General features: G+C 40.6%; 25 protein-coding genes and 1 riboswitch. Of the genes, 2 read left to right on the forward strand and 23 right to left on the reverse strand.

Annotated elements, in window-relative coordinates; translation table 11 throughout:
• Positions 1–99: 99 nt before the first annotated feature.
• The 5 genes from MHH68_RS10295 to MHH68_RS10315 form a co-directional block, all read right to left on the reverse strand.
• Positions 100–1,137, reverse strand: a complete 1,038-nt coding sequence (locus MHH68_RS10295; RefSeq protein WP_323640899.1) for an NAD(P)H-dependent glycerol-3-phosphate dehydrogenase — start codon at positions 1,135–1,137, stop codon at positions 100–102.
• A 14-nt stretch (positions 1,138–1,151) separates the two neighbouring features.
• On the reverse strand, positions 1,152–2,462 hold the full coding sequence (gene der / locus MHH68_RS10300) for a ribosome biogenesis GTPase Der (protein ID WP_339162926.1): 1,311 nt from the start codon (positions 2,460–2,462) through the stop codon (positions 1,152–1,154).
• A gap of 159 nt (positions 2,463–2,621) precedes the next feature.
• Positions 2,622–2,816 (reverse strand): hypothetical protein, encoded by a 195-nt coding sequence (locus tag MHH68_RS10305; protein WP_003215794.1) that lies wholly within the window; start codon positions 2,814–2,816, stop codon positions 2,622–2,624.
• A gap of 6 nt (positions 2,817–2,822) precedes the next feature.
• Complete coding sequence (locus tag MHH68_RS10310; protein ID WP_058014805.1) at positions 2,823–3,707, reverse strand: YIEGIA family protein; 885 nt, start codon at positions 3,705–3,707, stop codon at positions 2,823–2,825.
• On the reverse strand, positions 3,704–4,078 hold the full coding sequence (locus MHH68_RS10315; RefSeq protein WP_235567050.1) for a hypothetical protein: 375 nt from the start codon (positions 4,076–4,078) through the stop codon (positions 3,704–3,706). Before MHH68_RS10315 ends, MHH68_RS10310 begins: the two co-directional genes overlap by 4 nt.
• 348 nt (positions 4,079–4,426) lie before the next feature.
• Here MHH68_RS10315 and MHH68_RS10320 point away from each other — a divergent pair, with 348 nt between their 5' ends.
• Complete coding sequence (locus tag MHH68_RS10320) at positions 4,427–4,558, forward strand: YpzI family protein (RefSeq protein WP_339162930.1); 132 nt, start codon at positions 4,427–4,429, stop codon at positions 4,556–4,558.
• A gap of 52 nt (positions 4,559–4,610) precedes the next feature.
• Here the strand turns inward: MHH68_RS10320 and fni are convergent, their stop codons facing one another.
• The 17 genes from fni to MHH68_RS10405 form a co-directional block, all read right to left on the reverse strand.
• Positions 4,611–5,678, reverse strand: a complete 1,068-nt coding sequence (gene fni / locus MHH68_RS10325; RefSeq protein ID WP_339162932.1) for a type 2 isopentenyl-diphosphate Delta-isomerase — start codon at positions 5,676–5,678, stop codon at positions 4,611–4,613.
• Between the two features lie 14 nt (positions 5,679–5,692).
• Positions 5,693–6,844: a 30S ribosomal protein S1 gene (rpsA, locus tag MHH68_RS10330; protein ID WP_058014803.1), complete on the reverse strand. Its 1,152-nt coding sequence runs from the start codon at positions 6,842–6,844 to the stop codon at positions 5,693–5,695.
• 223 nt (positions 6,845–7,067) lie between these two features.
• Positions 7,068–7,745 (reverse strand): (d)CMP kinase, encoded by a 678-nt coding sequence (cmk, locus tag MHH68_RS10335; protein WP_058014802.1) that lies wholly within the window; start codon positions 7,743–7,745, stop codon positions 7,068–7,070.
• 71 nt (positions 7,746–7,816) lie between these two features.
• Entirely contained in the window at positions 7,817–7,999 is a 183-nt protein-coding gene (locus MHH68_RS10340; RefSeq protein WP_034661090.1) for a YpfB family protein, read from the reverse strand.
• 63 nt (positions 8,000–8,062) lie between these two features.
• A complete protein-coding gene (locus tag MHH68_RS10345; protein WP_339162933.1) occupies positions 8,063–8,710 on the reverse strand; it encodes a flagellar brake domain-containing protein in 648 nt (215 codons plus the stop codon).
• Between the two features lie 102 nt (positions 8,711–8,812).
• The gene (gene ypeB / locus MHH68_RS10350) at positions 8,813–10,162 is read right to left on the reverse strand and encodes a germination protein YpeB (protein ID WP_339162935.1); all 1,350 of its coding nucleotides are present in this window, start codon (positions 10,160–10,162) and stop codon (positions 8,813–8,815) included.
• Positions 10,163–10,178: 16 nt separating this feature from the next.
• A complete protein-coding gene (gene sleB / locus MHH68_RS10355; protein WP_339162936.1) occupies positions 10,179–11,090 on the reverse strand; it encodes a spore cortex-lytic enzyme in 912 nt (303 codons plus the stop codon).
• A 134-nt stretch (positions 11,091–11,224) separates the two neighbouring features.
• Positions 11,225–11,881: a glutamic-type intramembrane protease PrsW gene (gene prsW / locus MHH68_RS10360; protein ID WP_058014798.1), complete on the reverse strand. Its 657-nt coding sequence runs from the start codon at positions 11,879–11,881 to the stop codon at positions 11,225–11,227.
• A gap of 155 nt (positions 11,882–12,036) precedes the next feature.
• The gene (locus tag MHH68_RS10365; RefSeq protein WP_058014797.1) at positions 12,037–13,008 is read right to left on the reverse strand and encodes a YpdA family putative bacillithiol disulfide reductase; all 972 of its coding nucleotides are present in this window, start codon (positions 13,006–13,008) and stop codon (positions 12,037–12,039) included.
• Between the two features lie 122 nt (positions 13,009–13,130).
• On the reverse strand, positions 13,131–14,405 hold the full coding sequence (locus MHH68_RS10370) for a Glu/Leu/Phe/Val dehydrogenase (RefSeq protein ID WP_058014796.1): 1,275 nt from the start codon (positions 14,403–14,405) through the stop codon (positions 13,131–13,133).
• A gap of 195 nt (positions 14,406–14,600) precedes the next feature.
• Positions 14,601–15,182 (reverse strand): genetic competence negative regulator, encoded by a 582-nt coding sequence (locus MHH68_RS10375; RefSeq protein WP_058014795.1) that lies wholly within the window; start codon positions 15,180–15,182, stop codon positions 14,601–14,603.
• A 165-nt stretch (positions 15,183–15,347) separates the two neighbouring features.
• Positions 15,348–16,136 (reverse strand): metallophosphoesterase, encoded by a 789-nt coding sequence (locus MHH68_RS10380; RefSeq protein ID WP_339162939.1) that lies wholly within the window; start codon positions 16,134–16,136, stop codon positions 15,348–15,350.
• Positions 16,137–16,223: 87 nt separating this feature from the next.
• Entirely contained in the window at positions 16,224–16,676 is a 453-nt protein-coding gene (locus MHH68_RS10385; RefSeq protein ID WP_058014794.1) for a DUF2663 family protein, read from the reverse strand.
• A 64-nt stretch (positions 16,677–16,740) separates the two neighbouring features.
• On the reverse strand, positions 16,741–17,502 hold the full coding sequence (locus MHH68_RS10390) for a LysM peptidoglycan-binding domain-containing protein (protein WP_339162942.1): 762 nt from the start codon (positions 17,500–17,502) through the stop codon (positions 16,741–16,743).
• The gene (locus tag MHH68_RS10395; RefSeq protein ID WP_339162944.1) at positions 17,447–18,088 is read right to left on the reverse strand and encodes a CPBP family intramembrane glutamic endopeptidase; all 642 of its coding nucleotides are present in this window, start codon (positions 18,086–18,088) and stop codon (positions 17,447–17,449) included. The genes MHH68_RS10390 and MHH68_RS10395 overlap by 56 nt, the downstream gene beginning before the upstream one ends.
• The gene (locus MHH68_RS10400) at positions 18,085–19,593 is read right to left on the reverse strand and encodes an ATP-dependent DNA helicase RecQ (protein WP_339162946.1); all 1,509 of its coding nucleotides are present in this window, start codon (positions 19,591–19,593) and stop codon (positions 18,085–18,087) included. The genes MHH68_RS10395 and MHH68_RS10400 overlap by 4 nt, the downstream gene beginning before the upstream one ends.
• Positions 19,586–20,638 carry a helix-turn-helix domain-containing protein gene (locus tag MHH68_RS10405; RefSeq protein WP_169057073.1) on the reverse strand — a complete coding sequence of 351 codons (1,053 nt, stop codon included), beginning with the start codon at positions 20,636–20,638 and terminating at the stop codon, positions 19,586–19,588. Before MHH68_RS10405 ends, MHH68_RS10400 begins: the two co-directional genes overlap by 8 nt.
• Positions 20,639–20,905: 267 nt before the next feature.
• On the opposite strand from MHH68_RS10405, the gene MHH68_RS10410 reads away from it, so the two are divergent.
• Positions 20,906–21,154, forward strand: coding sequence for a ferredoxin (locus tag MHH68_RS10410; protein ID WP_003215700.1), 249 nt, complete (start codon positions 20,906–20,908; stop codon positions 21,152–21,154).
• 34 nt (positions 21,155–21,188) lie between these two features.
• On the opposite strand, the gene MHH68_RS10415 is transcribed toward MHH68_RS10410, so the two are convergent.
• Positions 21,189–21,770: an ECF transporter S component gene (locus MHH68_RS10415; protein WP_012010414.1), complete on the reverse strand. Its 582-nt coding sequence runs from the start codon at positions 21,768–21,770 to the stop codon at positions 21,189–21,191.
• 144 nt (positions 21,771–21,914) lie between these two features.
• Positions 21,915–22,046: riboswitch (FMN riboswitch) on the reverse strand.
• Positions 22,047–22,306: the final 260 nt, after the last annotated feature.

Here is a 22,306-nt window from a genome sequence, read left to right on the forward strand (position 1 = left end):
CTCATTCTGTAGAGGCAAAGCTCTATTCAAACTTCATTGTTATGTTATGCAAGTCTTCCCCTTCTTGCATCCTCTACATGCCTAAGTTCAGTCTTCCATTTATTTTGTTTGATTTTCAAACATGTTCACAAGGTCTTCCATTTCATGTGTTTTCACACGTGCCATCAATGATTCTACAGCATCGTCGACCTTTTTCCCTTCAAACAAGACGTGGTAAAGTGCCTCTGTAATCGGCATGCTGACTTTGTATTCTTTGGAGAGCTGATAAGCGCCTTTTGTTGTACGGACGCCTTCGACAACCATCCCCATTTCTTCAAGCACTTCTTCAAGCTTATACCCTTTACCAAGCAAATTTCCGCAGCGCCAGTTACGTGAATGAACACTTGTACATGTCACGATCAAATCTCCAACGCCCGTTAAGCCGGCAAATGTCAGAGGATTCCCTCCCATTTTTGTACCGAGACGTGCGATTTCAGCGAGTCCTCTAGTGATGAGCGCCGCTTTTGCATTGTCACCATATCCAAGCCCGTCTGTGATCCCTGCCGCAAGAGCAATGATATTTTTTAGTGCACCGCCAATTTCTACACCAATCACATCAGGGTTTGTGTATACTCTAAAGTTGTTGTTCATGAACAAATCTTGAACAAATTGAGCCGCTTCAATATTTTCTGATGAGACAGTGACAGTTGTCGGATGACGCAAGCCTACTTCCTCAGCGTGGCTCGGTCCTGATAAGACGATGACAGCTTCTCTTTTCTCATCCGGGACTTCTTGTTCAATCATTTGAGATATTCTGAGAAGTGTATCTGGTTCAATTCCTTTACTTACATGGACAAACGGCACTTTCGACGTGATCAGCTCATTTGCCTGCTTCAACACTTCACGAATGGCCTTTGTTGGTACAGCAACAATAATAGCGTCTGTCCCCTCTAACGCCTGCTTCATGTCTGTCGTCGCCTGGATAGACGCTGGCAGTGCGACATTTGGCAAGTAATCATGATTTTCATGTTTCTCATTGATTTGGTCAATGAGCTCTTGTCTATGTCCCCACATGTGTACATCATGATGATTATCAGCTAATACAAGAGCAAGAGCTGTTCCCCAGCTTCCTGCTCCAAGTACTGAAATTTTCTTCATTCTGCTCACCCTTTTTATTTTCTCGCTCTCGCAAATATTTTAATCGGTGTTCCTTCAAAACCAAACGCATCTCGAATGCGGTTTTCTAGGAAACGTTCATAAGAAAAGTGCATAAGCTCTGGATCGTTTACAAACACAACAAAGGACGGAGGCTTAATTGCCACCTGTGTCGCATAATAAATTTTCAGGCGCTGTCCATTATGAGTCGGCGTTGGATTCATGGCTACTGCATCCATGATGATATCGTTTAAAATATTCGTTTGAACGCGCATCGCATGATTTTCACTAGCTGTAATAATGGACGGCATTAACGTATGAATTCTCTTTTTCGTAAGAGCAGACATAAACAAGACAGGAGCATAATCTAGGAATTGAAAATGCTCACGAATGTTTTGCTCAAATTCCTTCATCGTACGCTCATCTTTTTCAACAGCGTCCCATTTGTTCACAACGATTACAACGGCTTTACCAGCTTCGTGTGCATAGCCTGCAATACGTTTATCCTGCTCAATAATGCCTTCTTCACCATCAAGAACAACAGCGACAACATCAGAACGATCAATGGCTTTTAATGCACGAAGCACACTGTATTTTTCTGTTGTTTCGTATACTTTTCCTTTTTTTCTCATACCTGCTGTATCAACAATGACAAAGTCACGCTGATTGTACGTAAACATCGTATCGACAGCATCTCTTGTTGTACCAGCGATGTTGCTGACAATGACTCGGTCTTCTCCGAGCATCGCATTCACTAAAGAAGATTTCCCTACATTCGGGCGACCGATTAAGCAGAACTGGACAACTTGTTCATCATACTGCGTATCTGGTAAGTTCTTAAAGTGTTCTGCAACTGCATCAAGAAGATCACCAAGACCTAATCCGTGCGTTCCAGAAATCGGAAAAGGCTCGCCAAACCCTAGTGCATAAAAGTCATACACATCACTTCTCATTTCAGGGTTGTCCAGTTTATTGACAGCAAGTACAACTGGCTTTTTCGTGCGATATAAAATTTTTGCGACTTCTTCATCCGCAGATGTCACACCATCTCGGCCATTCACCATAAAGATGATAACATCCGCTTCATCCATTGCAATTTCTGCTTGATGGCGAATTTGCGCTAAAAATGGCTCATCTCCAATATCAATTCCACCAGTATCTATTAAGTTAAAGTCATAATTTAACCATTCAGCAGAGCTATAAATACGATCTCTTGTTACACCAGGTGTGTCTTCTACAATCGATATTCTTTCGCCTGCGATTCGATTAAAAATTGTAGATTTTCCAACGTTGGGCCTTCCAACAATGGCTACGACAGGTTTACCCATAGTACCCTTCCTTTCAATCCAGCCGCGATTCAATATGTTCATCATCATGTTTCAACCGGGATTTAAAATTTTCATTCAGTTTTATGAAATAAACCCTTCAAACATGAAGGGTTCAACTTATATATTATATCAATTTTTAATCAGACCACAATGAATAACTTAAAAATGTTTGACAATCAAGTAAAGATCTTCTCCAATTCCGTGTGCAATTCCATCTAAAATGGCCTCTAAATTCATGGCGTACATGTCGAGTTCTTCTTTATTTTCGCAGAAAAAAACGGCTGTTCCGCCCATGACCCGCTCTTTATTTGTTGTAGCCACAGCGAGTATAAATTGTTCAATGGTGTTCGCCATGCCCTATTACCTCACTTTCTTTTTTATGAACTCTGTCGGCATTCTGATGGCATTTTCTAAAATAGGTACTTCTTCCAATACACGGACAGCGAGATCTTCACGATACCATTGCGGTAAAATGAACACACCAAGTGTACCGTTATTCAAATCACGCTTTGCGAGCGGACAGAGTGATGGTTCACCAGAGTCGCGATACACACCAAGTACATTGGATAAATCAAATAAAATGGCCTGCCGCTGCCCAAGGTTGGCAATCGTTGTGGCTGCGTTGAAATTTTTTGGTGTCAAAACAAAGCCCATCCCATGCTCCAAAATGAGCTTTTGCTTTTCAGGCAGTCCGATATTCATGATGTAAATATCGTTCACATAAAGCCCTGCCCCATCAAAGCGAAGCTCTCCTTTTTGTATGTTGACGATATCCTTTAATTGGCTGCCAGACATTAATAGCTTTGCCAAGAAAAAACAAAGAATACCGACCACTGTCCCAATAACGAGCGAGAAGAAAATACAAGCTGTGGTCGTAATCAGTGCCGTGAGAATCGCAATATAATTTCGGCTTTCAAAGGCAATGGCAATGCCTTCTATATATGTACTTCCTCTTGAGACTAGCTCATATGAATCCATTTGAGTTAACGTATTTCTTTCCATATTGCGGACATCTCGGAATTGTGTGGCTGCCAGCGTGAGAAAGGTAATCGCCGTAAATTCCTCCTGAATGAGTGCAGGCATAATGATCGCACCAAGTCCAGAAGCGATAAAACCAAGCGCAATGTGAATCACTTGTCCATGAATATATGTTGGGTATTGCCGGTAATCTGTTCTTAACATGTAAAGCCTTGCCGCCATCCCAAAGATGACACCAATAATCACAGGAAACGTATAATCCGTCATGTTGATTTTGCAGCCCCTTTTACTGGTTTTCTTGATGAATGGGCGTTCAAGAGTTTTTCAAGCTGATCGACACCTAATAGGAAGATGGACCCTTGAACAACAAGGGACAGAAAAGAGAGATCTCCTATGACAATCGATGATGTCAGGCGGTGAATCGTGAGCGCATAAAGGGCTTCGCCAAGACATACAGCCATCATCCATAAGGTGACACGTTCTGTGAAATGATGTCCATATGTCAAAGACATCAAGATCAGCAAGGCAAATACGACCCAATCCACTTTTATTAGCGTGAACCAAACTGGGTCATATAATGCAAAAATCATAAAAAAGGCATATGCGCTCACCATAGAACCTAATTGTATGATTCTCATTATTTGATGCCCAGACCGGAATATAACAAAACACGCACATGCATATAAAAAGGTCATTAAGTACCCCGCATTCAGGATCATATCAAATATAGATATCATGAAATGACTACATATAATATGGACAAGGACAAAGATGCCTAGCACATTGCGCCATAAGCTTTTTTCCATAATAAATGTCACGATAATCCAAACGAACCATATGGACCAATAATAGTACAAAGCCTCCAACGTCTCATCACCTCAATTACATTATGGGAAAATCCCCAATTTTTAAACGTAAGGGATCGCTTTGGGCATTGTATGAAATAAACAAGAGGTGACACCCTAATAGTTGAGGAGGGATGCATGATGGGAAAAGATAGACAGGAAAAACGCTTAAAGGCATCAAAAAGAGTGGAATCTGACCGTGATCAATCCATTCATCATAAAGGGGCAACAGCATTAGAAAGTCCAGATAGCCCGCGAAAAAGAAATCAATAAAAAAAGCATGCGATGACCACATGCCTTAGTTGATGAAGGGCTAAACTTGCTTTTAGTCCTTTTTCTTATTTGATCTTAAACTATAGTACGTTGTGTCGATACCTCTTTCTTTGAGCCAATGACTCGTTTCACCTGAAATGACAATCTGGGTTTGTCGCAGCTCTTCAATGGTCTTCACGCCAAGGACTGTCATCATCATCTTCACATCTTCTTGAAGATCTATGATATCACCGATGAGGCCGCTCTCCCCTCCGTCAGTCAGTGATTTTAAGAAAAAACCAGCTAGACCAGCAGCGGATGCGCCAAGAGCAATTGATTTTGTGACATCAAGGGCGTCTTGTATACCTCCCGAGGCTAAAACCGTTTGGTCCGGAAAACTTGTATGTACTTCAGCAAGACTCGCTGCAGTTGGAATCCCCCATTGATCAAAATAATGAAGTGCTTTTTGGCGGCGAAGATTTTCGATCTTAGAAAAGTTCGTGCCACCAAATCCGCCTACATCAACGGCGGCAACCCCAGCATGAAATAACTTTTTGGCCGTATCCTTGCTCATGCCAAATCCAACTTCTTTGACGACAACTGGCACACCAACTGATTCATTGATGGCTGCGATGCGCTCAAGTGCCCCCCTGAAATCACGGTCTCCCTCAGGCATGACAATCTCTTGAATCACATTTAAATGAATCTGGAGCATATTGGCCTCCAGCATCTCAACGGCTTCCTTCGCTTGCTCAATCGTTGCCTCACTGCCTAAGTTCGCAAAGACAATACCATTTGGATTCACTTTTCGAACAACTTCATACGTACGTCTTTCCTCTTTATCTTTCAGTGCAGCCATTTGTGATCCAACTGCCACCGGAATATTGGTTTCCTTCGCTGCGATTGATAAAGAGCGATTTATCTCATAGGTCGATTTTCCGCCCCCGCCAGTCATTGCATTGATAAAAATTGGCGAACCGAAAGTCAGTCCGCCAATTGTTGTATGTGTATCAATTTGTGATGTCGCAAGATCTGGTAAACCAACGTGAACGAAGGAAACATCTTTTAAACCTGTTTCTGCATGCTGCCCAGTGGACAAGGCATGTTCAATATGCTGTTTCTTTCTTTCTGCTCGCGTCAATTTTGATCACCAAATTATTTTAATTTATTGAGCTTATCGCCGATCAGGTCACCAAGCTGGAATCCGCTTGTGTTTTCTTCTTTCGCCTGATATTGACGATAATTCTCTTCGATTTGTTTTTCAGGATTTTCTTCTAAATCACGGATGCTTAGTGAAATGCGCTCTTCATCTTCATTCACATCAAGCACTTTTACTTTCACAGTCTGCCCTTCTTCAAGGACTTCATGTGGTGTACCGATATGTTTATGAGAGATTTGGGAAATATGCACAAGTCCTTCGACGCCTGGCAGAATTTCAACAAATGCACCAAAGCTCACAAGACGTTGGACAGTTCCTTCAAGCACATCACCTTGTTTTACCTTTTCGCCAATCTGGCTCCAAGGTCCTGGTAATGTTTCTTTAATAGATAGTGAGATACGCTCGTTATCACGATCAACAGCAAGTACTTTGACCTGGACTTCCTGGCCTTCTTCCACTACGTCAGATGGCTTTTCAACATGCGAATGGGATAGTTGAGAAATGTGAACCAATCCATCAATGCCGCCAATGTCTACAAATGCACCAAAATCAGTAAGGCGCTGCACTTTACCATCAATCACACTGCCTACCTCAAGTTTTTGCAAGAAGTCTTGCTTTTTGTCTAATTGCTCTTGCTCCACTACTGCACGGTGCGAGAGAATTACACGATTTTTTTCGCGGTCAAGTTCTACCACGACAAGTGAGAGTGTTTTACCTTTGTAGTCTGAAAAGTCCTCAACATAGTGCGCTTCTACAAGAGATGCAGGAATAAATCCACGCACACCAATATCTACGACAAGACCACCTTTTACAACGTCTTTTACTTCAGCTTCAAATACTTCTTTTGTTTCAAACTTTTTCTCTAGGTCTTCCCAAGCGCGGTCTGCATCAACAGCACGTTTCGATAAAATCAAAGCATCGTCTTCGACTTTTGTTACTTTAAGCTCTAATTCGTCGCCATCTTTCACGACATCTGATGCTTTTTCAACGTGAAGACTTGATAATTCACTGATTGGGATGATCCCAGGCTGTTTCACATTGACGATATCTACATTGACATGCTTGTCCTCAACTTTAGAAACAATCCCTTTCACTACATCTCCAACCTCTGGTACCTGAACATCGATTTGATTCATTTCCTCTGTCATTTCGATAACCTCCTTGGTCCAAACCTACACAGCTTAGTTAAAACGACTGGGTGAATATGTGTCTTAAGCATGATGATTGCCAGCCGAGTATGTATTATAGAAACATTCAAATCAACAGAATTGCTTGAATGATCAATAAAAATAGTATTAGTATAAACTTCTAATAAAAGACCTTGTTTGTCAAGAGATAAACCTCTAACTTATAAAAGTTTTCTAAAATTTCTTACTGTTTCTCCACGCGGTCTGCTGCATCTAAAATTTTACCTGCTACCTCTTGAATGGAAAGAGAAGTGGTGTCAATTTCAATGGCGTCATCCGCTTTCTTAAGCGGTGAAACTTCGCGCTCAGAGTCAAGCTTGTCACGTCTTGCAATCTCTTCGATCAGCTGATCGTAATTGACATCGTAGCCTTTTTTCTGATTCTCTTCAAAGCGGCGTTTTGCTCTTTCTTCTACAGATGCAAGCAAGAAAATTTTCACTTCGGCATCAGGAAGAACGTGCGTACCTATGTCTCTTCCGTCCATCACGACACCGCCTTTTTTACCAAGCTCTTGCTGCCTGCGGACCATTTCTTCCCGAACAGCTCTGTGCTTTGCGACAACCGATACTTGGTTGCTCACGCGGTCTGTGCGGATCTCCTCTGTCACATCGGTATTGTCCAGATGAACTTTTTGACCCTCGCCTGTTGAGACAAGTTCAATCACTGTTTTCTTCAGTAGTGCATCAAGCGCCTGCTCGTCTTCAAGATCTACACCATGGTGAAGTGCCGCAAGCGTAATCGCGCGGTACATGGCACCTGTATCGATATAAATATAAGATTTTTTTGCTGCGACAATTTTTGCCACAGTGCTTTTTCCTGCTGCTGCAGGACCGTCAATTGCGATAGATAATTTCTTTTTCATAATACCTCTCCTTGATTGAATCTCCCTTATGAATTGTAACACGATCACCGGTCAAACGGGGGAATTTTCTATCAATCCTTCTGCTTAAACGTCTCGATCCAATCTTCAATGCTCATGTTATTTACACCCTCGTATTGCACGACTTTTGACAAAAATAGTTCTCCTTTTGTCAAATGAAGTGTGATCTGAACGGCTAATAATAAGACAAGCTGAATGAGCACCGCTTTCAATAACCATCTTTCCATTGTCTTCATACAAAAAGCCTCCACGCTAGATTCTATTACCTCTAGTATGGAAGCTTTTAACATCCTTTATTCTTATGCTTTTTTCACACGTGTTAAAAGCTGCTGCTGGAAGCAGTACTTCATAATGTGCTGCTGCTGATCATTTGTGATCTCAGAAAACTCCATGATCGCTCTTGTTTTGCCAGTCTGCTCATCTTGATAGACTCGGCTCATTTCTGCAACCGCTTTAATTTTGACAGGCTCTTTCAGCGGAAGTTCAAACTCTGTGATCACTTCTCCGTATTCTTTCATTGAGACACCTTCAGGAACAGCAATGGCTAAGCCGCCAGCACTCATATTGACAATAAACGTGTCAAAGGGTTCTTCATCCATTTGCGTAATCGAGGCTTTAACCATTGTATCGACTCTCAGATATTCTCTACGCTGAAGCCGAATCATTTCTTCTTTTGGCGGAATGGAAATGACGATCATCGGAATATCTTCTTTCCTCTTGCCGATGACTTCGCTTGTGCATTTGTATGGAACTTGATTTTCATCGAAAAAGAAAACGGTGATTTCTGTTTGCTGGTTTAAATAGATTGTGCGTCCTGTTTCTTTATCAGCTGGATAATTAATGCAAATATCATCGTTATTATTTTCCAAAACTTTCGATTTTGCAGTTTTCACTTCTTTGTTCTCATTGACATATTCAATTGTGATTGCATCCCCTATTTGTAACATTCCTCATCACTCTTTTCATCTGTGAAATCATATCCTCTCCTATATTAAACCATGTATAAAACAAAAGGAAAAGGCTTATTCGCCTTTTCCTCGCTCTCTTTTTTATAGGTCTTTATATATAGGTTCTGCATTTTTTAGTTTATCTACTCGTTCTTCTTTTCCAGTATCTGCATTAATGAACATTCGATACGTATCATTTTTTATCGTCCCAAGGAACTCATAGCATAAAACTTCCTCTGACATATCGTTTTGAACAATCGCTATATGAGCATCTTCGATTTTCACATGCTGATTGAGGGTTTTCTTCGCTTCTTTTTGTGAGATTTTAGGTGCTTTGATGTCTCTTGTTTTATGATTCGTTAAATAGTCTTTCGCTGAAAATCCAACCACTTCACCATCGTCTAATGCGACCTTCATGCGTATACTATCTGGATAAAGCAGTACATTTTTTTGAAGAGGAACATAGGTAAATACACCGATATTATCAAATTGCGCACTTTCATCTAAATGGAACGACTCTGCATCAAATCCTTGCTTCTTTAAGAAGCTGAGTGCTTTTTCTGATGCTTGATTTAAACTGATTTTCTGTTTTTTCACGTCACGATTTTGAAGAAGGTAAACTGGGTGTCCTCCTTTTTCAGTCAAGTCTAAATAGAAATTCGCTTTATTATCAGGATCTGACATCGATAAGCTGTACACATCTCGATTGGTTTTGCTTCCGCTTTTTCTCACCTTAAAATGTTGATTATGATCAGGTGTGAATTGCTGGGCAATGCGTATCGCTTCTTTCTTTGAAATTTTTTTACCCTTTAAATGATTGTAGCCGCGTGTTTCTGCTTCTGTCGACACATTTGTCGGTCCGAGATCGACATCTGCAAATGCATCTGCATTTCTCTCGACTGTTTTCAACCCGTCAATGATGGTGTTATCATTCTTTCGGTCACCATCAGCAAGTGCCATTTCAACATCCATCCATTTTAAATTTTTGTTGAGGACGAGATGCTGCACTTGTCTCAGTTCGTTTTGAATATCAGATGCTTGTTGATATAAAGACGTAATGGTTTTGTGCGTATTTTTGTTTAATGGTTCATCTGATAAGGATTTGATTGATGATTTGTAGCTAAAGTCTCCGACATTCGCCAAAAATTCTTCCGTTTTGTTAAATGGCATTAATGTGAGCGGAAGCTGACTCACATTGTTATGTGCTTCTGATGACATTCTCCATACATCTGCAAGTGCTGGTGAAATCGACGATTGGCTGTTCATCGCAAGCGTTGCTCCAAGTTTGTCGTGCAGCTGATCCACTTGGTACGTTAAATCGTGGAAAGCCCTCTGATAGTTGTTCTCTGCGTGCAGCAACACTGCGTCTTTTTCTTGATGCTCTTTATAGCCCCAATAACCTGTTGAGATGACAGCAATTCCTAAAATGGCAATCAATATTCCTCTGATCATTTATTTACACCTCTTTTTATTCGCAGAAAATATGTTTCCCGATGCGTTTAATTTGTGGTCTTCCCCAAATCCATGGACTTGTTGCTGTATCAGGATTAAAGTAATAGACGGCACTCTCAGAAGGGTCCCAGCCATTAATGGCATCAAACACAGCTTTTTTTGCAGTTTCATTTGGTGACATATAAAATTGGCCATCCGCCACAGCTGTAAACGCAAGCGGTTCAAAAATAACACCTGCGATTGTATTTGGAAAAGTCGGGTTGTTCAATCGGTTTAAGATAACGGCAGCGATCGCCACCTGTCCTTCATACGGCTCGCCCCTTGCTTCGCTATAAACCGCTTGTGATAAGAGCTGAATATCATTACTAGAAAAACCACCTGGCATGTTGGCTGCCGTTTGTTTCGGTGTTTGAGTTGCTTGCTGATTGCCTGACCGTTTCGCAGGCTTTCCAGATGCTCCGCTTTGACTTTTTTGATTCTCTTTTGCGCCTTGAGCTGTCTTTTTTTGTGAGCTTCTTTTCGCAGGAGCTTTTGTTTGCTGATCAAGAGGCTTCCCGCCATAATGGGTAAACTCATTCCCCTTTTGCAGCTGCTGCTGAACAAAGTCTTTATAGTATTTTGTCTTTTGAACTAATAGGCTTTTTGTTTGTTTACCTACAAGTCCGTCTACTTTCTTTACACCATATTGACTTTGAAAGTTGCGTACGGCCCAGTACGTCCCCCAGCCATATACACCATCAATTTTGCCATTATAAAAGCCATTGTATTGGAGCCGTGCTTGCAGCTCGACGACATCTTCTCCTGTTGCACCTCGCTGGATAACTTGACTGGTGAAGGCTTCACTTTTTTCAGCTGTCATCAGTGAGGTTGCGAGTAGAACGATTGAGAAGATAAGGACGATTTGTTTCATGAAACGAGCTTTGTCCATATTTGATCCTCCTGTACTTTTGATGTTTGAATATATATTTCTTCCGATCCCTATTTTTATACATTCATCACAGGAGAGAATTGGATGAAAAGACAAAAAAAACGCCCTATCAACTGATAGGACGTTTTTCCACATTAAATCTGCACCATTTTCACGGAACGAGCCTTTTTTGCTTTTCGCAGGCCAAACCACCATAAAAAAATCATGAAGGGCAGCATGATATATCCCCAATTTTCCATTCCTAACAATATGAAATCATAAAGGCCGTGAAAAAGCACAGGAAGCGTTAAAGAAAGGATCAGCCATTTGCGCTGCTCCTTTTTTTCAGAGAAACGGGCTTTGCCGATATAAAACCCCATCACAACACCGAATAAAGCATGACTTGAGACGGGTAATAAAGCACGGGTAAACGCATATTCAACCCCGTGACCGACTAAATAAAGAATATTTTCAAGTGTTGCGAAACCAAGTGAGACACTTGTTCCATATACAATCCCATCATAGTGTTCGTCAAATTGGGCATGCGCATAGACGCTGACCATTAAAATAAACCATTTTAAAGATTCCTCTAAGAAGCCCGACGTCACAAATGAAATCAAGATAGGGTTCGTTGCGATATGCTCCTCTTGAAGGACATATTGAATAAACATGGTTGGAAACACAAGAATAACGCCTAGCATAAAAGATCTGATGACCATGTGAACCGGCTCATTGTCGTATTGATCTTTCAAATAAAAATAACTTAAAAGTGCGATGCCGGGAGCTAATCCTGCTGAGATGATTGCGATCATAACCAGACCTCTTTCCCTACATTATCCTTCATTATCGTACCATGATTTACCCTTTTTTTATATGACTCGAGCCCATTTTTATGAAAATTACTTTCTATATAATCCCATTTTATATCAAAAAGAACCGAATCCCTTAGAAGGATCCAGTTCTTTATTTATCCGTTCATTCTTTTGTTGATTTCTTCTGCAATAAGCCCCCCATGAAATCTTCCATTTTCAATGAAAATTTCATTGGCATTGTTTCCAGCTGCAATCACTCCTGCGATGAAAATACCTTCTACATTTGTCTCCATCGTCTCTTCATCAAATGCTGGACGACCTGATTCTTGATCAATTGTCACACCCATTTTTTCTAAGAAAGAATGATCTGGATGATAGCCTGTCATGGCAAAAACATAATCACTTTTCACTCGCTCTGTTTGCTCTTGCTGGTTAGTAAAAATCACTTCTTCTTCTGTGATTTCCTTCACCTGCGCTCCAAACTCCATTCGAATCGTTCCATTCCGCACAAGCGCTTCAAACTCTGGCAAAATCCACGGTTTGATGCTAGATGAATATTCAGTGCCTCGATAAAGTACAGTGACTCTGCTTCCACATTTCACAAGTTCTAGCGCAGCATCGACACTCGAGTTTTTCCCGCCGATCACCGTTACATCTTTATCAAAGTATGGGTGTCCTTCTTTAAAATAATGATACACATGTGGAAGGTCTTCTCCTTTAACGTTCATATAGTTTGGATGATCATAGTAGCCAGTAGCAATCACGACATAATCACATACATAGTCGTCTTTTGATGTGCTCACGGTAAAATGACCGTCTTTTTTCGTCACAGCGTTCACTTTTTCAAAAGCATGTACACGCAGGCTTTTTCGTCTGACTACTTCTCGATAATAAGAAAGTGCCTGGATACGAACGGGCTTGCGATTTTCAGTAATAAAAGCGACATCACCAATCTCAAGCTTTTCACTTGAACTAAAAAAGGTTTGATGTGTTGGGTAATGATAAATACTGTTGACGACATTCCCCTTTTCAATGACAAGTGCATCAATTCCAATTTGCTTGAATGCGATGGCAGCTGATAGCCCGCATGGGCCGCCTCCTATTATGATCGCTTTTTCTTGTTTCATTTGTTCCACTCCTGTCGTTTCAATGCAATAACAATTGCTAGCTGTTTATGAGTTGTTCCATTCCATAAAAAAATCTCCTATTTAAGGATAGGAGATTTTAAGGCACGATGCAAATGAGCCGCTTAAATCCAGCCTCTGAATCGAGAAGCTTCAGCCATTTTACGTACGCCGACCATATATGCAGCAAGACGCATATCGATGCGGCGATTTTGCGCCATTTCATAAATATTATTAAATGATTTCACCATCATATCTTCTAAACGAGTTTCGACTTCCTCTTCAGTCCAGTAGAACCCTTGGTTATTCTGCACCCATTCAAAGTAAGAAACCGTTACACCACCCGCACTCGCAAGTACGTCTGGGACAAGCAGTACTCCACGATCTGAAAGAATTTTGGTTCCTTCAAGTGTCGTTGGACCATTTGCTGCTTCTACGACAATTTTAGCTTTAATGTTTGCCGCGTTATCTTCAGTGATCTGGTTCTCAATGGCTGCAGGTACTAAGATATCACAATCGAGCTCAAGCAGCTCTTTGTTTGTGATGGTATCGTTAAATAATTTAGTAACGGTTCCAAAGCTGTCACGTCGGTCAAGCAAGTAGTCAATATCAAGACCATCTTCATCGTATAACCCGCCGTAAGCATCTGAAATCCCTACGATTTTCGCTCCGGCATCATACATGAATTTAGCCAAGTAGCTTCCTGCATTTCCGAATCCCTGTACGACAACACGTGCTCCGTTAATGTCAATTCCTTTTTTCTTCGCCGCTTCTTTGATGCAGATCGTCACACCTTTTGCTGTTGCAGTATCACGTCCGTGTGATCCTCCAAGCACAATTGGTTTTCCTGTAATAAATCCTGGCGAGTTAAATTCATCCATTCTAGAATATTCGTCCATCATCCATGCCATAATTTGAGAGTTTGTAAACACATCTGGTGCTGGTACATCTTTCGTTGGACCAACGATTTGACTGATTGCACGAACATAGCCGCGGCTTAGTTTTTCAAGCTCCCTAAATGACATTTCTCTTGGATCACAGATAATACCGCCTTTTCCTCCGCCATAAGGAAGATCCACAATACCACATTTTAAACTCATCCAAATTGAAAGCGCTTTTACTTCTTTTTCAGTAACGTTCGGGTGGAAACGAATACCGCCTTTTGTCGGTCCGACAGCATCATTGTGCTGCGCACGGTAACCAGTGAAAATTTTCACTGATCCATCATCCATTCGTACTGGAATTTTCACAGTTAATAGACGAATTGGCTCCTTCAGCAATTCATACACTTCTTGCGGATACCCTAATTTGTCTAGCGCTTTATGTATGACGGTTTGAGTTGACTTTAAAACATCTAGCTTATCTTCTGCGTTATGAGCGGCGTTTTGATCGGCTGCCATTAAAATAAACCCCCTAGAAATCTTTCATGATCTACTGCTCCCTTTCAAGCAATAGTATACACCTTCGTACTGGTAAAGCAAAGGTAAAAAACGTTTTTTATCAAAATAAAATATCAGCGTTTATAAATATAAAAAGGATATAAAAAAATACTGTTGTTTCATCACAACAGTATTAAATATAATAGAAAAAAGTGATTAAAAATACATTTGAATCGTTTTCACTGCATCATCTTGCATGATCACTTTTCCGTATTCTTTTAGCCGATGGATCGTTAATGTCGTAGGAGAACCGAACTCCGCTAAAATGGAAATGACGGTATCAGCAGACAGTTCTTCAAAATCATCTAGGCTGAGAAAATATTGACCTTCATAATGGTAAACTGTACCCCCTAAAAGTCCAATACGACTTAAACTATGGGACAGTTGAATCACATCTTCAAACGAGGCAAATTGATAGAGCACATGATGACTCTCGTCGAGCTTGACTTGCATCTCAATGTAATCTTCATCAAACTCTTCATCATCATCCTCATCCTGCTGACTCTTTGTGACAATGACGACCATCCCCTGCGCCTGAAGTGAAAATACTTCAACAGCAATCGGTCCACTCGCTTCAAAACCGAGCTCCTGATTCGCTTCGTTCATCATGTCTTTAAACAGTTGATGGACTTTGAACGAATCTTTCCAAAGGTCTTCTTTCGTAAGACCCCGGTCTGTCAGGTCATCTAGTGTGAGAAAAATTTTGATTTTATTATAATTCAGACGCTCCAGTCGCATAACGTTCCCTCCTGCCTCTTCTAAACACACATCATACTGTAGTATATGAGATGATGAGTCATAGGTTCTTAATTTTGTATTCAGTTTACACTGTGTCAAGACGGAAGACAAGCATGAAGCTATGCTTCCGGTGACTTTTATGGAAAATACTGAGGGCGCAGCAAGTCATCGCGTTTTGACAGGCATTAAATAGATCAGATGAGTTTCTGGTTCTGCCCCGAGACGCATTGGAATCTTTGTTGTTCCATAGCCATTACTAATGAGAAAAAATGCGCCTTTGACCTGACCTGTTCTTCCTTTTTCATACGGACCAAATTTCCCAATTCTGATCTGACCTCCATGCGTATGACCGCTCAGAACAAGGTCGATCCCCTCATCTTCACTCATTAAATGATGTATATCTGGGTTGTGTGATAAGAGAATATTTACGTCATCTTTTACAAACTCAGGTCGTATCGCTTCATAATCCGCCTTTTCAAGCCGAATATCGTCGATGCCTCCAATTTTGATTGGCTGGCCTTCGAAATCCCACACAGCTGTTTCATTTTGTAGAGTCGTCACATCGCAAGCATGAAGAATCTCTTTAAGCTTTTGCTGGTGCAGCTCGTGATCATTATTTCCCCAAACAAAATAAACGGGTGCAATTCTTGATAAACGTTTCACATTTTCTTCAATTCTGGCGTAGGGTACACCTTTTTCTGCTAAGTCCCCGCCTATCATAATGACATCCGGTTGTTCTTGTGTGACTTCCGCTAATAATGAGTCACTAATCAGCCGCCGGTGTGTATCAGAAATAAAGAAAATCACTGCTGGTCGATCTGATTGAAGTGCTTCTATTGTAAAGTAATGCTTTTTGATGTTGTTTTGTTTTGCCGTTTTCACCATTTTTGCCGTTACACACACACCTGTTGTAACAGCCGCAATGGCGGCAGTAAATCCGATGGCATATTTCATCATAAATGGCTCCCTTGCATATGTGTCGTTCATAAGACGCTTGAATGAAAAAAGACGTTTCAACTATTAAAACGTCTTTTTACACATTTATTTACTTTCATAATAGAGATTAATGTCATATTGCTGCTGCATATAGTGAAAAACCGCTTCACGCTCTTTCCACTGGTCTGATTGCGGCCATAAGTCTGTGCTTTTTTGTATAATCTCACATCTGAGGCGATGATATTCATCCTCAGCCTTTTCTTCTTTTTTCTTATAATAATAAGAAGCATAAAAAGCAAACACCTCAGCCATTATCCAAAATAGAAAAACCTCATGACCGAGCAGTGTTGCAATCATCGCTTCTGGCTGAAGAGAGCCTCCCTTATTTGCCGTTATCACAAAATAAAACAAAAGAATCGCCAGTGACAAAAGGGCTGTCCATTGCCACCTTTTGCACTGCTTGGCAAAGCCCTCATATTTGTGCTTTCTTTTGATCAATGTTTCCATCATTTTCAGTGTCGGCTGATCCATATAGCGGCTGATTGCGTGCAACGTCATCACATACACCCTGTCCCTTTTTTCTACATATGTATGTGCTTTTTCATTCGTTCATGTCAGGTAATTAGTTTTCCAATGGAATGTTGAGCACTTGACCACTGTATACACTGTTCCCATTTAAATGATTGTAGGCTTTTATTTTCTCTTCACCTGATCGGCTTTTGTAATATTTCATCGAGATTCGATACAGGTTTTCCTCTGGTCCAACAGTGTGCTGCACGACACGGACTGGCTTTTCTTCCTGCTTCTTTTTCTCTTCGGCTTCTTTTCGTTTTTTCTCTTCTTGCTGTTTTTGGAGAGCTAGCTGCTGCTGTTCACGCTTTTTCGCAGCTGCGGCTTTTTCACGCTCTTTTCTCTCTTTAGCAGCTTTTTCTTTTTTCTTCTGCTCTGCTTTTTCTTTTGATCGCTTCTTTTCTTTTTCTTCATCTTTCTTTTTCTTCTCTTCATCAGACGCATCCGCTTTATCAGCGTTTGCGTCATTTTTTGTTTCGGCTAGTGCTGACGGAACTGGGTCTGTGTCAGCACTTGAGGTTTTATCAATGTATACATCCTGATTGTTATTATCGTTAATTTCCTTTGATGTGTAGTAGATCAATAGAAAGAAAACAGTGATGACGATAATAGGAAAGATAATAGCCAATGTCGTAAACAAAGGATTGCGCATTTTTTTCGTACGCTGCTTCTTATATTCATGAAAATCTTCTCGCGTAGGAAAGTGAGAGTCATCAGAAGGATGTACTTTTTCTTCAAGAATTTCCTCTACATTGTCGTCATGGTTGTTCGTCAGCTGCGCCTTCTTTCTCTGCATTCTCGACATTTCTTCCATGTTCATCCCTCCCCTTATATTTCAAACGAATTTGACAAGCAAAGACTAAGTCAATGACAAAATGTGTCATGACAGGAACAAATAAATTCCCCGTCCACTCGTATAAAAGTCCTAAAAAAATACTAATGGAAACCACGAGGATAAACAAGAGTATTTTTGATAAATAGCGAAAGTGAAGAAGCGCAAACACGATGCTGGCAATCTCAAGTCCAAATTGCTGTTGAACAATTCCGCGAAATAGTATTTCCTCTGAAAAGGCAATGAGAAGTGCTAACCAAACAATATGCGGGATGCTTCGGTTTTTGAACATCTTTTCATTTAAACCGCCATCATCATACATATGAGCAGGAAACACCTTCATGACAATTGCATCCACAATAATGACGAGCAAAGCACCGCCAATTCCATATGTCAGAATGCGCATATCACGAATCTGCCAAAGGGCTGTAAATTCCGTCCATTGATCGAACATAAATATGCCTAGTAAAAAAGAAACGATAAGCATGAGCAACTGAGTGAAATACAGCTGTTCTACGACTTGTCGATCGGTTAATTTTTCAATGATTCGGCGATGTTGTTCAATCAATGCTGCGCCTCTTTTGTCAGATGAAACATACGATCCAGCACAGTCTTCCAGTGTTTCATTTCATTCAGCTCCAATGATTGTTCTTTTTTTTCATAATCAGACAGGTTCAGCCCGCAAGAAGAGCAGCAATAATCAGAGGATTCGCGCTCTGTTTGATCAAGCTGTTCGTGAAAATATGATAACAGAGATTGTCTAAAGCAGTCATGATCCATGATCAGCTCTTTAAATTGCCACACTTTTCTCAGCTTTTCTGTTTGTCTGTCCTGTAATTTTTCTTTTAGATTCATAAGGATTGCCAGGCGCTGTTCGGACTCATGCATCATGTAATAATGCGTCAGCATTCTTGCACGCGTCTCCTGAAGCCCTGTTTCCATCAATCGTTCACGTAATTTTTTTTCATCATTTGTCTGCATTTGTGTCAGTTGGGCTAAATAGAAATCAATTTCTGGCTCGTCAAATCCTTCTGCTTGGATCAAGTGTTGCTGAATATCTGCATCCTCTTCTGTATATAAAAGAATGCTCACACTGTTTTTCCCGTCCCTTCCCGCTCTTCCAATCTCTTGCATAAATGCTTCAATCGATTGCGGAGGGCTCATATGAATGACAAATCGGATATTCGCTTTATCAATTCCCATGCCAAAAGCACTCGTACAGCAAATGAGATCAAGCTGACCGCTGATAAATTGCTGCTGAATGAGCATACGGTCTCCTGCATCCATTCCGCCATGATAAAACTCAACACGCTGATTGGTTTTTTGTTTCATACAGAGAGCAAGCTCTTCTGTCATTTGCCGGGTTGGGCAATAAATAATGCCTGGTCCTTGCAGAAAATCCGCAAGCTCAATGGCCCGTTTCTCTTTTGCTTCTTTCGATTCGTGCACTTCTTTGACTAAGGCAATGTTCGGACGGTTGACAGAATGAATATGAAAGTCTGGATGCTGTAATCTTAGCGTTTGTACAGTATCTTTTAGTGTTTGTTTCGTTGCTGTAGCTGTAAGAGCTAAAGCCACAGGATGACCTAACGCTTCTCTCCATTCTCCGAGCTTCGAATATTCAGGACGGAAATCATGCCCCCATTCTGATATACAATGCGCTTCATCGACGACAAACAGACCAATACGCATCGATTTGAGCTGTTCAAGCAGCACTTCTGACATTAATGCCTCAGGTGCGACAAATAAAAATTTATATGATGGCAAATGCCGAATGATATGTCGCTTCTCCTGAAAAGACAATGTGCTATTAAGCGCCGCCACTCGTTTTTCTCCGCGCATTTTCATTCGTTCGACTTGGTCCTCCATAAGCGATAAAAGCGGCGAAATAATCAGAACCAACCCGTCTGTCATATAACCGGGAATTTGATAGCAAAGTGACTTCCCTCCACCAGTAGGCAGCATGGCAACCGTATCTTTTTGTTGCAGTACACTTCGAATAATGTCCTCTTGACCTGCTTTAAATGTGTCATGGCCAAAGTATCGCATGAGCGTCTGATGAAGCTTATCCATTTGCTTTCACCATCCTTGTCAGTGCCAATCGTATTTGAAAATAAGTAAATGGATGCTCGAGTTTTTCTTTAATCAGCTTCATTTTATTTGTTTGCAGCTCTCTGGCTACAGCAAGGATCTCCCGCTGCTCTTTTATACTCACATAGGGATCTATTGAAAAGCTTGGCTCATGTATCGACAGCTCCACGATATGATCTTCAATCGTTGCCTTTTTTAATGAACGAATGTGAGCAATTTGTTCAATATCAAATCCTTTTTGGACAAGCTCAAGTGTTTTGTGAGTAGAAGTTGTTAACACGCGTTTGAATTCAAGGTCACCTACGAGCTGCTGCAAAATCGGCGCCTCACCTTTTTGGGCAGATTGAATAAAATAATGGAGTACATTCCAAAAAAGCATGTACACATACCACACATCTTCTTTCATCCACTCCGCCATTTGCTGATACGTACGCCCGATTCGTTCATTTGAGGTCAATGAGTAAACAAAAATCAGTGCCTCTTGATCACTTAGGTTGATTAGGAGGTGTTCCATTTCATGATGCAGATCTTCTGAAAGCTTGCTTTTCTGCTGATGCTGCTTCAAAAAAGACTTCGTCCAGCTTTGAACCGAGACATCTCTTTGTATTGGAACATATTGATGCGATCCAGCCATATGGTGAGAAAGCACTTGTACAAGTAAAGAGAGCCTCATCCATAGCATCTTTGCTTTATCATGGTATTTGGCACCATGAAAATAAGCAGGCATCGGTTTTTCAGAAAAATGCTGGTGCAGCATTTGCTTCCCTGCTTCAGTGATGCTGAGTGTCTCATCGGTTTTTCTAATGTAGTGCTTCTCTTCAAGCTTTAAAGCAGAACGATTCAGCTGATCCCTCGTAAACCCCGGGTAACAGCCGAAGTACCTGGAAAGCTCAAACAAGCTGGCGTCCTGTATGGTTTGTGATGATTTTTTTCCTTTAAAAAGATGGTAGACAGCACTAATGGAGCGTTCGCCGTTCAATTTATATACGCTGTCCATTAACATGACATCCAAATAATGAAGAGTCATTCATCAAAGCACCTGTCTTCCTGACAAAATTCGAATATTTTCTCCCTTTATTTTAACAGATTTCATACAAGAAGAAATGTTTAAACTCAATTTATGGGGGAAAGTTATGAACAAACCCTTATGTGATAAGCATTCTCAATCACTTTACAGTTGAAATGTGAATTTAAAATCATTACAATAAGGTTTGAGGAAATCGTTTTTTATCGATGAAACTAAAAAGGTTAAACCATGTGTTCCATCGAACTATTTGGGAGGTATTTTTTTAACATGGCAAAATATACAATTGTAGACAAAGACACATGTATTGCTTGCGGCGCATGCGGTGCAGCTGCTCCAGACATTTATGATTATGATGATGAAGGCATTGCATTTGTTACGCTTGACGACAACCAAGGGACTGTAGAAGTTCCAGAAGTACTTGAAGAAGATATGCTTGATGCATTTGAAGGATGTCCAACTGACTCAATCAAAGTTGCGGACGAATCTTTCGAGGGTGACCCACTTAAGCATGAATAGTATAAAAGCCCCTTATGCAGGGGCTTTTTTTATATTAACTATTTTGAAGTCTGCGTTTATTTTCAAACCATGGACGCATTTTCACAAAAATGAAGCTAAATACGATGGTAATGATGATTCCTTTAATAAAGTTAAAAGGTAAAATCCCTGCTGTAATGGTCGTCTTGAGCGCATGATCTGATAGTTCTGGTGCGTTTAAAAACCATGTGTAAGCTGGCAGGAATAAGAAGTAATTTAAAATGCTCATCATCACAGTCATAAGTAATGTACCCATGATCATTGACCAAGCCATTCCTTTTGCTGATTTAATTTTTTTGAACATAAAGGCGACTGGTAAGATGAATAGTGTGCCTGCAATGAAGTTCGCGACTTGCCCAACTGGAACGCCGGACATACTGCCTTGAATGAGATAATGCAGAACATTTTTTAAAGCCTCAACGGCAATTCCTGCACCTGGCCCATAAATTAAAATCGCAATAATCGCTGGGATATCGCTGAAATCAATTTTCAAATACGCTGGAAGCCCTGGGAAAGGGAAATCCAATAAAATTAACACGAACGAAATACTGCTAAGCATACTGGTGACGACTAAACGTTTTACTTTACTTTGATTCAATATTCTCTCTCCTTTTCGATCAAATCTTTCGAAAAGAGGATTGTTCAATTTCAGCCACAAAAAAACCGCTCATGAAAACAGGAGCGGGGAATTTAGGCTAGACAAATAAACGTGTGAAAAACCAAGTTTTCAACGTTTACGAACCTCCATCTTCTCCCATCCAGACTATACTGTCGGCTTCGGAATCACACCGAATCCTGCCAAAAAAGGCTCGCGGGCTTAGAGACTATGCTCATCACCGCCGGTAGGGAATTGCACCCTGCCCCGAAGATTGATCATTATTCAATTCGACATCATTATATATGATATATGAGCATTTGTACAGATAAAAATCCTGAGCAATTTCATCAGTTTTAAGAAATCGCAAAAAACTTAAAAATTATAATGACAAATGCGAAAAAATTGGTTATCTTTTGTTTAAAGGTGTCCATTCTTGATAAAGACACCAAGAAATGTTCGTGTTTTCTTTTTCGCTTTACTGCTTTAATTTGATTGACACAGTGAAAAGGAATATGGTAAATTATCAGATATTTATG

The organism is Bacillus sp. FSL K6-2841 (genome assembly GCF_037976435.1).
In the GTDB taxonomy this organism is placed as follows: Bacteria; Bacillota; Bacilli; order Bacillales; family Bacillaceae; genus Bacillus; species Bacillus pumilus.